Source organism: Cobetia sp. MC34, from assembly GCF_018340035.1.
In the GTDB taxonomy this organism is placed as follows: domain Bacteria; phylum Pseudomonadota; class Gammaproteobacteria; order Pseudomonadales; family Halomonadaceae; genus Cobetia; species Cobetia amphilecti.
Genome location: NZ_JADPPY010000036.1, coordinates 25,056 through 35,756, shown reverse-complemented (window position 1 = coordinate 35,756; position 10,701 = coordinate 25,056). Strand labels below are relative to the sequence as shown.

Below are 10,701 nucleotides of genomic sequence, written 5' to 3'. Positions count from 1 at the left end.
ACGCTTGCGAGGAACTTCCAACACGCTTGATTCCGTCATGATAAGTGTCCACTTATTGATAGATGGACATCTAACGTGACGGAATTCAGGACTCTGCGGTAGATGGGATCACCGGTCGCTTACCCTGCATGCGAATCGGCTGTGGGCGAAAGAAAAGAGCTTTGCCCAAGCAACGCGCACATGACACAAGAAGGCCCCTGTCGAAATATCGACAGGGGCCTTTTGTCTTCAGGGCCAGTGAAGTTTCAGTGCACCATCATATCAGGGCGAGACTTCGTAGAGCTCGATGGGCGTGCCGTCAGGGTCTGCCAGGAAGGTGAAGCGAGCGCCGGTGTATTCATCGACACGTATCGGCTCTGGCGAGGCGCCACGCGCGATCAGCAGCTCGACACAGGTATCGATGTCTTCCGTCGCCAGCGCCAGGTGACGAAGGCCACAGGCTTCCGGATAGCTGGGGCGCTCAGGCGGCGAGGGGAAGGAGAACAGCTCCAGCTGGATACCGCCCGGCAGGCGCAGATCGAGCTTGTAGCTGTCGCGGGCCTCACGATAGGCCTCGTTGATCACCTGCGCGTCCATGACCTCGAGATAGAAGCGCCTGGCGCGAGGGTAATCAGCGGTGATGAGCGCCACGTGATGCACCCGCGTCAGAGGCAGGCGGGGTGTCGGGGTAGCGTCTGAAGCCATGGAGGGACTGTCCGTTGTCATGTTGTGCTCCTGCAGAGTGTTCGGTGCGATGAACGATACGACGAGCTGTGTGATGAGCGAACTCCTGAGTGACATCCTGATGAAAGAAGGCGCCCACTGGGCGCCTTCTTTGATTGGAGCAATCACTGGCCAGGCCGTGTGCTATCTCAGCGACACAGGGTTTCCAGGGCTTCGATCAGGCTGTCCATTTCGGCATCGGTACCGATGCTGATGCGCAGATAGTCACGCAGTGCGTCGGTGTTGAAGTGGCGCACCAGGATGCCCTGTTCGCGCAGGCCGATGAACAGCTTGCCGGCATCGTGGGTCGGGTGAGTCGCCAGCACGAAGTTGGTCTGCGAGGGCAGGATCTCGAAGCCCAGCGCCGCCATGCGATCGCGCGTCTGCTCGCGAGTGGTGATGACCCGTGTGCGGCACTCATCGAAATAGTCGGGATCACTGAGCGCAGCGACGCCGACCTGTTCGGCCAGGCGATCGATGGGGTAGGAGTTGAAGGAGTCCTTTACGCGCTCCAGACCCTCGATCAGCTCACGCGAGGCCACGGCATAGCCAAGACGAATGCCAGCCAGGCTGCGCGACTTAGAGAAAGTGCCCGTCACGACCAGATTCGGATACTGATGAATCAGCGGGATGGCGCTTTCGCCGCCGAAGTCCACGTAGGCCTCGTCGACCAGTACCACGCTCTGCGGATTGCGCTCCAGCAGCGCGGCAATCGCCTTGCGGCCATGGCCATGCCCTGTCGGGGCGTTGGGGTTGGCGAAGATGATGCCGCCATTGTCGTTGCCGAAGGCTTCCAGATCGACTTCCCACCTGTCGGTCAGCGCGATGCTGCGCGACTCGATGCCATACATGCGGCAGTAGACCGGGTAGAAGCTGTAGCTGATGGACGGCAGCAGCAGCGGCTTGTCCTGACGGAAGAATGCCTGGAAGGCCAGCGCCAGCACCTCATCGGAGCCGTTGCCGACGAAGACTTCCTCGGCGGCCACATGGAAGGTATCGGCCAGGGCGGCGCGCAGCGAGCTGGAGCTCGGGTCCGGGTAGCGGCGCAGATCAGAGGCATTGAACTCGCGCAGCGTCTGCTCCACGGCGGGCGCCGGCGGGTAGGGGTTCTCGTTGGTGTTCAGCTTGATCAGCTGCTCACGCGGTTGTTCGCCGGGGACGTAGGGGGTCAGGTCGTGGACCTGGGGGCTCCAGTACTTGCTCATGATTTCTCGCCGCTGGTGACAGTGCATGACCCGTGTCATGGATGCTTTTCATGTTGCCCGCTGGATCGTCGCGGTACAAGCACCGGCATGCGCTCTGAGTGAGTCATGAGGGGCATTGGAGCGGTGATTGAAGGCTGTTACGAAGGACTGTCGAGAGAGACTGTTGCGAAGGACTGTCGAGAGAGACTGTTGCGAAGCACTGTCGGGAGAGAGTGTTGTGAAGAACTGTCGGGAGAGGGTGTTGTGAAGGGCTATCGGGAGAGGGTGTTGTGAAGGGCTGTCGTGAGGGGGTGTTGAAAGAAGCCCAGGAGTGGCCGCACGGCGGGCCTCGCCCATTGTTGCCATGCCAGCATTATTCTCGTGCGATGTGCGTGCTTGAAGCAGCGCGTGGTGTGCCGCATGTCACAGGCATGCTTGCCCAGCTCGCGCGACCTTTCACGATGACGACGCTGGGTGAAGACCTGCAATTCAAGGAGTCCCGATGACTGCCAATACCAACGCCCCGTACGCCGATACCCTGCTCGATCCGGTCAAGCTCGGTGATCTGACCCTGCCCAACCGCATCCTGATGGCACCGCTGACACGTGCTCGTACCCCCGACAGCGTGCCCGGTGAGCTGCAGCAGGCCTATTACGGTCAGCGTGCCGGTGCCGGCCTGATCATCAGCGAGGCGACCAATATCTCGCCCACTGCGCGTGGCTATGTCTACACGCCGGGCATCTGGACCGATGAGCAGGAAGCGGGCTGGAAGGGCGTCGTCCAGGCGGTGCACGCCAAGGGCGGTCGTATGGCGCTGCAGCTGTGGCACGTCGGGCGTGTCTCGCATGAGATGGTGCAGCCGGATGGCCAGCAGCCGGTCGCGCCGAGCGCCCTGCGGGGTGAAGGCGCCCAGTGCTTCGTCGAGTTCGAGGACGGCACCAGCGGACGTCACCCCACCAGTACGCCGCGCGCCCTGGAGACGGACGAGATTCCCCAGCTGATCGAGGACTATCGTCAGGCCGCCGTGCGCGCCAAGCGTGCCGGTTTCGACATGATCGAGGTGCACGCCGCCAACGCCTATCTGCTCAACCAGTTCATGGCCACCGGCACCAATCAGCGCACTGACCAGTACGGTGGCTCGGTCGAGAACCGTGCGCGCCTGACGCTGGAAGTCGTCGATGCCGTCGCCGAAGTCTTCGGCCCTGAGCGTACCGGCATCCGCCTGACGCCCTTCATCGAGATCTTCGGTCTGACCGATGACGAGCCGGAAGAGATGGCCTTCTACATGGCCGAGCAGCTCTCCAGACGTGGCATCGCCTATGTGCACGTCAACGAGCCGGATTGGGCCGGTGGCGACATCAAGTTCAGCGATGACTTCCGTCGTGCCCTGCGCGAGCGCGTCACGGGCGCGCTGATCTTCTGCGGCCATTACGACGGTGAGAGCGCGGCACGTATCATCGATGAGGGCATCGCGGATGCCGTCGCCATCGGGCGCCCGTATATCGCCAACCCGGACCTGGTCGAGCGCATTCGCCTCGGCGCTGAACTCAACGAGCAGGACCCGGACACCTTCTACGGTGGTGGCGCCAAGGGTTACACCGACTATCCGTTTCTCGACAATGGCCATGATCGCCGCGGCTGAGGCCGACACGATTTAGCGAATGGTGTTCGATAAACGCCATCGGGGGTGGCCTCTCGGGGCGGATACCCGCTATTCTTGAGCATGGAAGCTTGTGAGCGGTCTGCCTGCCAAAGCGGGTAGACCGCTCGCCGTCGATAGCGCTGACGCTGCTATCGAGTCATCGCCTTAAGGAGGATTCAATGCAGATCAGGACTCTGATGGTGGGAGCCGCGCTGATGGTCGGTCTCGCCGGGTGCGCATCAACGGCCCAGACCAATGACGGTGCCGCTGACAACAGCGCCACCGAGACAGCCAGCGAGCAGGTTGCCGTCTACAAGGGCACCCTGCCGTGTCGTCGTTGCACGGGCATTGACCTCGATGTACGCCTCAAGGGTGCCGAAGAGGCAGCCCAGGATGAGCGTACCTTCAGTCTCGATGCCACCTATCGTGATCATCCGCAGCAGCCGGATCCAGAGCATTACGAAGGCCAGTGGGACGTGCTGTCCGGCACCGTGACGGACCCGAACGCGACCGTCTATGAGCTGACGCCGGACGGCGAAGGCCAGACCTACTACTTCCTGCGTCTGGATGCCCAGACCCTGGAGCTGGTCGACCCGCAGAAGCGTCGCTTCCAGAACGGTGAGACACTGCGCCTCAAGCGCCAGTAAGCGTGCCGTGCGCCACAAGGCGATCGTGAGCACAAGGAAGGCGGCGCAAGCCGCCTTCCTTGTGTCTGGCCGTTGGAAATCCGCGGCTGACGACACTCCGCCGCGGCGCCGAGAATCATTTCTTCCCGACAGGATTGTCTGATGGCGAAAGCAAAGAGCGCCTTCGTATGTACCGAATGCGGTAGCGAATTCTCGAAGTGGCAGGGCCAGTGCAGCGGCTGCCGCGAGTGGAACACCCTGCAGGAAATCCGCGTCGGCGCCACGGTATTGCCCGGCGCCGCCCCCGCTGCGGGAGCCGTCGCCGGTGGTGCTGCGCGTAGCGCCAGCAATGGGCGGGGCGGCTACGCCGGCACGCTCAGCGACAACGTGACCGATCTTTCCAATGTCTCGCTGGCCGAGGTGCCGCGCTTCTCCTCGACCTTCGGCGAGTTCGACCGCGTGCTGGGCGGCGGGCTGGTGCCGGGTTCCGCCGTGCTGCTCGGTGGCCACCCGGGGGCCGGCAAGTCGACGCTGCTGCTGCAGACCGCCTGCAAGCTCGCCCAGCACAAGCGCTCACTCTATGTCACCGGTGAGGAGTCGCTGTCGCAGGTGGCGATGCGCGCCCATCGTCTGCAGCTGCCGACCCAGGGCCTCAAGATGCTGGCCGAGACCAGCGTCGAGACGATTCTGGCCACCGCCGAGCGCGAAAAGCCCGAGGTGCTGATCATCGACTCCATCCAGACCATGCATCTGGAGGATCTGTCATCCGCGCCGGGTGGTGTCTCGCAGGTGCGTGAGTCCGCCGCCGCGTTGACCCGCTTCGCCAAGCGAACCAACACCGTGCTGCTGCTGGTCGGCCACGTGACCAAGGACGGCTCGCTGGCCGGGCCCAAGGTGCTGGAGCACATGATCGACGCCTCCCTGCTGCTGGAGGGCGATGGTGATTCGCGCTTCCGCACGTTGCGTGGCCAGAAGAACCGCTTCGGTGCGGTCAATGAGCTGGGCGTGTTCGCCATGGTCGAGCTGGGCCTGAAGGAGGTGAAGAACCCCAGCGCGATCTTCCTGTCGCGCAGCGAGGAGCAGTCCTCCGGCAGCCTGGTGATGGTGGTGTGGGAGGGCACGCGACCGATCCTGATCGAAGTGCAGGCCTTGCTGGATGACTCGCCGCTGGGCAATCCCCGCCGTGTCGCCGTCGGCCTGGACGGCAATCGCCTGTCGATGCTGCTGGCAGTGCTCAACAAGCATGGCGGCCTGTTCACCGGCGATCAGGATGTCTTCCTGAACGTGGTCGGCGGGGTCAAGGTGCTCGAGACCAGCGCCGACCTCGCGGTGCTGTGTGCGGTGGTCTCCAGCCTGCAGAACCGTCCGCTGCCGCGTGAGCTGGTGGTGTTCGGCGAGGTGGGACTGTCCGGCGAGATCCGTCCGGTGCCCAGTGGTCAGGAGCGCATCGTCGAGGCCGCCAAGCATGGCTTCACGCGCGCCATCGTGCCCAAGGGCAATGCCCCCAAGAATCCGCCCAAGGGCATGACCATCGTGGCGGTCGACAAGCTGTCCCAGGCGCTGGAAGCCCTGTGACCCCTGCGCCTGGCGCGTGAGCCTGCCGCACGGGGACATCGTGGTGTGATGCTGCATGCAACGAACAAGGCCAGCCTCGCGGCTGGCCTTGTTCGTATGGAGTTTTCTCCGAGCACGAAGCTCAGTCCTGCTTGTCAGTCCTGCTTGTCAGCCTGGCGGGCGGCATGAGCACAGGCCTTGAGGCGTGAGACCAGAAGCTCGACACCGCGCTCGCGCATCAGCTCCTCATTGCGCCCCGGCACCTCTTCGACATCGCCTGCGTAGGCGTTGATGGCGGCTTCGACCGAGCTTTCGCGCAGCAGGTGCAGCATCGGGTAGGGCGAGCGGTTGGTGTAGTTGGCCGCGTCGTCTTCCTCGGTATCCTCGAACACGTATTCCGGGTGGAAGCTGGCCAGCTGATAGATGCCCTCGTAGCCCTGCATCTCCAGCAGCGCCTCGGCATAGTCGAGCAGCTCGAGGTAGGTATCGAAGTCGCGGAAGCCGTCCTTGAAGATCACCAGCGTCGTCTCGGCGTCACGATTGGCGTCCAGGTTCAGCAGCTCGTCGCCGAGTGCCTGCAGGCTGCGCTCGAGCCCTGCTCCGGGCACCACGGCATACTGGATGCTGTTGCGTGCCATCTCGCGCGCGGCAAACGGGCACAGATTGTCGGCGATGATGTGCGTCTCGACCCACTGGCGCGTGGCGTCGATGGCCTCGGCTTCGCTGGCATCCAGCGGCGGGGTGTAGCCACCCGCCGTCTCGGGAGTCGTGGTATCGGTCGGCGTAGCGTCGGTGGTCATGGCGTCAGGGTCCGCAGCGGTGTCAGGAACGGGTATTGTCACTGCTCGGGCGCGGCATGGCCAGCGCCGTGTCTTCTCGTCTCTCTTCGTTTCTCGTTATCGTGTCTCGTCGCCGTGTTGCTTGATCATGTCTCTTCATCGTGTCTCTTCAACATATCTCTTTCTAGGGAAAGGACCGCAGGGCCGCAGGTCGTTGTCGGGTATGTGGCGGCCCTGTTTCATTAGTGATTTCAGCGATAGACTTATCACCGCTGGTTTCAAGCCTGTCCCGAGTACGCTCAGGGACATTGCGGCTACCGGCTGACGACCTCTTTCCTGCCTCGCCACGGAGATACTTCTTGTCCGCTGATACTCCGCCTCCTTCCTCGCCGCCCCCCGAATCTACCGAGACGGCAGAGGGGCCCGAGCACACCAGTGCCGCGGCCTATCGTCTGTCGCGACTGTTGCCCTTTCTCGGCTGGATGCGTCAGCTGTCGCCCGGGGATGCGCGTTCTGATCTGATCGCGGGACTGAGTGGCGCGGTGCTGGTGCTGCCCCAGGGGGTGGCCTATGCGTTGATCGCCGGCCTGTTCGGCAGTTCGCGGCATATGGTCAGTGGCCCAGCCGCGGCGATCTCGATGGTGGTGTTCGGCACCGTCTCGACCCTGGCCGCGCCGGGCAGTCCCGAATACCTGCCGCTGGTGCTGGCATTGACCTGCATGGTCGGCATCATCCAGCTGTCGTTGGGGCTGATGCGCATGGGGGCGCTGGTCAATCTCATCTCGCATACGGTGGTGATCGGCTTCACCGCCGGTGCCGGGGTCTTGATCGCCACCAGTCAGCTCAAGCACCTGTTCGGCATCGCGCTTGGCGATGCCTCGAGCTTTCTCGGCACCTGGTGGGCGCTGCTCGGGCATCTGGGCGATACCTCGTGGGCCACGTTGATCACGGGACTCAGCACCTTGCTCACGGCCGTGCTGGTTCGGCGGCTGAATCGCAAGCTGCCGTGGATGCTGGTGGCGATGGCCGTCGGCTGCGGTGTCGCGGCATTGCTCGGTGGCAGCGCGGCAGGTATCCCGATGGTCGGCGCCCTGTCCGGCAGTCTGCCGCCGTTTTCCCTGCCGCCGCTGGGCTTTGACACCCTGCGCTCGCTGGGTGGGGCGGCCTTCGCGCTGGCGGTGCTCGGCTTGATCGAGGCGGTCTCCATCGCGCGCGCCATCGGCGTGCGCTCGCATCAGCGTATCGACGGCAACCAGGAGTTCATCGGCCAGGGCCTGTCGAATCTGGCGGGCAGTTTCTTCTCGTGCTTTGCCGGTTCCGGCTCCTTCACGCGCTCCGGCGCCAACTATGATGCCGGCGCCCGCACCCCGCTGTCGGTGGTGGTGGCGGCGCTGATCGTGCTGGCGGTGCTGTTGCTGGTGCCTGACGTGACCGCCTGGCTGCCGTTGCCGGCGATGGCGGGCCTGATCATGGTGATCGCCGCCAACCTGATCGAAGTCGGTCATATCCGTCAGATTCTGGCCGTCAGCCGCGAAGAGGCGGTGGTGCTGGTGATCACCTTCCTCGCTACCCTGCTGTTGCCGCTGGAGTTCGCCATCTTCGCCGGGGTGCTGGTCTCGCTGGTGCTGTATCTGAACCGCACCTCACGGCCACGGCTGGTCGAGATGGCCCCAGACCCGGAGCATCCGGAGCTTGGCGTGCGCAATGCCGAGCGTTATCAGCTGGCCCAGTGCCGGGAAGTGGTGATTCTGCGCGTGGATGGTTCGCTGTTCTTCGGGGCGGTCGACCATGTCCAGCGCAAGCTGGCGCGCTATACCGGCAAGCACGTCATCCTGCTGGGCACCGGCTGCAACTTCATCGATATCGCGGGCGCCGAGATGCTCGAGATCGAGCAACGTAGCCTGCGCGATGCCGGCGGCAGCCTCAGCATGTGCGGCTTTCGCATGTACGCGCTGGAAGTGATGGAGCGCGGTGGCTTCCTCGAGCGCATGGGGCGTGAGAACTACTTCCATACCGCCGAGGCGGCGATTGCCTCGCTGCGCGACTCGGTCGCCGAAGCGCATCGCGCCCACGGAGATCAACCCGCTGCCTGCCCCGATTGTCAGCTGTTCGGCCCGGCCGGGATCGGGCCGGGGCAGGGGGTGCGCCTGACGCCACCGTTGGCGTGAAAGCACAAGGCTGGGGGCGGCTGCACGCTTGCGATAGAATATGGGCCCTTGATGGTGCGGCCAGTCAGCCAGTCGCCGCCCATTGCCTCAATCCTGTTCTGTCTGCCGAGAGATGCCCATGAGTTTGCCCACCGTGGCGGCCAGCTGCGACCTGATTCGCGACGGCCGTCCGTTGATCGATGTGCGCGCGCCGGTCGAATTCGCCGCTGGTGCCTTGCCGGGTGCCGTCAATCTGCCGCTGATGGATGATGAGGAGCGTCATCGCGTCGGGGTGCAGTACAAGCAGGTCGGCCCGGAATCGGCGGTACATCTTGGCCATCAACTGGTCAGCGGCGGGATCAAGCGCGCACGTATCCGCGCCTGGGTCGAGCACGTCGAGCGGCACCCTGACGCGATTCTCTATTGCTTCCGCGGCGGCATGCGTTCCCAGCTCAGTCAGCAGTGGCTGCAGGAAGCGGGGATCGAGCGTCCGCGCATCGAGGGCGGCTGGAAGGCCATGCGTCAGCAGCTCTGTCAGCATATCGATGAGCGTGCCGAGCAGGCCCCGATGCTGTTGATCGGCGGGCTGACCGGCTGCGCCAAGACCGAGCTGATCCATGCGCTGGACAATGGCATCGACCTGGAAGGCTGTGCACGCCACAAGGGTTCGGCCTTCGGCCGCCATCCCTTCCCGGCGCCGAGCCAGATCGACTTCGAGCACCGCATCGCCGCCGAGATGCTCACGCTTGAGGATGAAGCGCCGACCATCATGGAAGACGAGTCGCGCTTCATCGGCAGCGTCAACATTCCGCTCGCCACCTGGCGCGCGATGGAGCAGGCACCGTTGATCCGCGTCGAGATGCCGCTGGACTGGCGAGTCGTGCAGATTCAGAAGGACTATATCGAGGGGCTGTGGTCCACCTACAGTCGTCACTATGGTGACTTCCTCGGCTGGACCCTGATGCAGCGCCAGCTGCGTCAGGCACTGTTGCGTCTGCGCAAGCGCCTGGGCAGTGCGCGCCTTGCTCGTCTGGTGCGCATGCAGGACATCGCCTTCCAGGAGCACAAGCGCGGCAATCCCATTGCCCATGAAGGCTGGCTGGCGCCGCTGCTCAGCGAGTATTACGACCCGATGTACCGCTATCAGCTCGAGAAGCACGAGCGCACCTTCCTGCACGTCGGCGACTGGGACAACAGCCTTGCCTTCGCGCGTGAGTGGAGCGCCAATCACCGCTGGCAGCGCTGACATCCCTCACGAGCGCCGGTCAGCGCTCACGCATTCAGCCAGTCCACCAGCAGGCGGTCCAGCAGGGCCGCCTGACGATCAAAGCGCTTCGGGTCCTCCAGCAACGCCTCGCGTGACTGCACGCCATTGCCCTCCTGGGGCGCGGGATGGCGGGCCAGGCGGTCCTGCGTGGCCGCCGCATCCATGTGCGGATGGAAGTTGAGCGCCACCACGCGACCCTCATCCCAGCTGAAGCCGGCCACTGGCGTATGCTCGCTGCTGGCCAGCAGCTCGCAGTCTTCCGGCAGTCCGCAGATCTCCTCATGCCACATCAAGGCCTCGAACTCGGCGGGTAGCCCCAGCGGGCACTCGTTGCTGCGCGTCAGCGTGGCCCAGCGACGCTGCGGCACCACGGCGGACGAGACGATCGCCCCCATCTGCTCGGCGATCAGTCGCGCCCCCAGGCCAATCCCCAGCAGCGGGCGATTGCTGTTCAGTGTGCGCCGAATCAACTTGCGCTGCAGGCGCAGCGACTGCTGTTCGGCGGGCGAGGCGGGCTGTGCGGCGCTCGACAGGCGTTGCGGACCATCCAGCACCACCAGCGCATGAAAGTCATCGATGCCCGGCAAGGCTTCGCCTGCCAGCGGGAAGCTGGTGTTGAAGCTGTGCCCCATGCCGGAAAGCCAGTCCTTGAGGCGTAGCGGACTCTGCCAGTCATGCGCTAGCGTTGCGGTATCGGCGGCTGAATCTGGTTCAGTGTCAGGGAGTTGCCCCTGATGTATGAAGTAAAGATGCATGGCTTCATCATGCGTGAGCGCCATGTCAGCGTAAAGACCCCAGTG

General features: G+C 64.1%; 9 protein-coding genes. 5 read left to right on the top strand and 4 right to left on the bottom strand.

Annotated features, from left to right (window positions below):
- Positions 1-261 precede the first annotated feature (261 nt).
- Positions 262-705 carry an SMU1112c/YaeR family gloxylase I-like metalloprotein gene (gene gloA2 / locus IZU87_RS14870; RefSeq protein ID WP_248379716.1) on the bottom strand — a complete coding sequence of 148 codons (444 nt, stop codon included), beginning with the start codon at positions 703-705 and terminating at the stop codon, positions 262-264.
- A 146-nt stretch (positions 706-851) separates the two neighbouring features.
- Entirely contained in the window at positions 852-1,907 is a 1,056-nt protein-coding gene (gene hisC / locus IZU87_RS14865; protein ID WP_213115041.1) for a histidinol-phosphate transaminase, read from the bottom strand.
- Positions 1,908-2,388: 481 nt separating this feature from the next.
- Here hisC and IZU87_RS14860 point away from each other — a divergent pair, with 481 nt between their 5' ends.
- The 3 genes from IZU87_RS14860 (at position 2,389) to radA (ending at position 5,729) form a co-directional block, all read left to right on the top strand.
- Complete coding sequence (locus tag IZU87_RS14860; RefSeq protein WP_176675955.1) at positions 2,389-3,528, top strand: alkene reductase; 1,140 nt, start codon at positions 2,389-2,391, stop codon at positions 3,526-3,528.
- Positions 3,529-3,707: 179 nt separating this feature from the next.
- On the top strand, positions 3,708-4,175 hold the full coding sequence (locus tag IZU87_RS14855; protein ID WP_043336742.1) for a copper resistance protein NlpE N-terminal domain-containing protein: 468 nt from the start codon (positions 3,708-3,710) through the stop codon (positions 4,173-4,175).
- Between the two features lie 141 nt (positions 4,176-4,316).
- Positions 4,317-5,729, top strand: coding sequence for a DNA repair protein RadA (radA, locus tag IZU87_RS14850; protein ID WP_043336740.1), 1,413 nt, complete (start codon positions 4,317-4,319; stop codon positions 5,727-5,729).
- A gap of 134 nt (positions 5,730-5,863) precedes the next feature.
- On the opposite strand, the gene IZU87_RS14845 is transcribed toward radA, so the two are convergent.
- Complete coding sequence (locus IZU87_RS14845; RefSeq protein ID WP_107335681.1) at positions 5,864-6,508, bottom strand: DUF1415 domain-containing protein; 645 nt, start codon at positions 6,506-6,508, stop codon at positions 5,864-5,866.
- Between the two features lie 338 nt (positions 6,509-6,846).
- Here IZU87_RS14845 and IZU87_RS14840 point away from each other — a divergent pair, with 338 nt between their 5' ends.
- On the top strand, positions 6,847-8,655 hold the full coding sequence (locus IZU87_RS14840) for a SulP family inorganic anion transporter (RefSeq protein WP_213115040.1): 1,809 nt from the start codon (positions 6,847-6,849) through the stop codon (positions 8,653-8,655).
- A 118-nt stretch (positions 8,656-8,773) separates the two neighbouring features.
- Entirely contained in the window at positions 8,774-9,880 is a 1,107-nt protein-coding gene (gene mnmH / locus IZU87_RS14835) for a tRNA 2-selenouridine(34) synthase MnmH (RefSeq protein ID WP_043336739.1), read from the top strand.
- Between the two features lie 26 nt (positions 9,881-9,906).
- On the opposite strand, the gene IZU87_RS14830 is transcribed toward mnmH, so the two are convergent.
- Positions 9,907-10,656 carry a type 1 glutamine amidotransferase gene (locus IZU87_RS14830; RefSeq protein WP_213115039.1) on the bottom strand — a complete coding sequence of 250 codons (750 nt, stop codon included), beginning with the start codon at positions 10,654-10,656 and terminating at the stop codon, positions 9,907-9,909.
- Between the last annotated feature and the right edge of the window lie 45 nt (positions 10,657-10,701).

What these genes read in the sequence shown, in the direction of transcription:
- gloA2 (WP_248379716.1), bottom strand. Translation starts at nt 705, where the DNA reads ATGACAACGGACAGTCCCTCCATGGCTTCAGACGCTACCCCGACACCC.
- hisC (WP_213115041.1), bottom strand. Translation starts at nt 1,907, where the DNA reads ATGAGCAAGTACTGGAGCCCCCAGGTCCACGACCTGACCCCCTACGTC.
- IZU87_RS14860 (WP_176675955.1), top strand. Translation starts at nt 2,389, where the DNA reads ATGACTGCCAATACCAACGCCCCGTACGCCGATACCCTGCTCGATCCG.
- IZU87_RS14855 (WP_043336742.1), top strand. Translation starts at nt 3,708, where the DNA reads ATGCAGATCAGGACTCTGATGGTGGGAGCCGCGCTGATGGTCGGTCTC.
- radA (WP_043336740.1), top strand. Translation starts at nt 4,317, where the DNA reads ATGGCGAAAGCAAAGAGCGCCTTCGTATGTACCGAATGCGGTAGCGAA.
- IZU87_RS14845 (WP_107335681.1), bottom strand. Translation starts at nt 6,508, where the DNA reads ATGACCACCGACGCTACGCCGACCGATACCACGACTCCCGAGACGGCG.
- mnmH (WP_043336739.1), top strand. Translation starts at nt 8,774, where the DNA reads ATGAGTTTGCCCACCGTGGCGGCCAGCTGCGACCTGATTCGCGACGGC.
- IZU87_RS14830 (WP_213115039.1), bottom strand. Translation starts at nt 10,656, where the DNA reads ATGCATCTTTACTTCATACATCAGGGGCAACTCCCTGACACTGAACCA.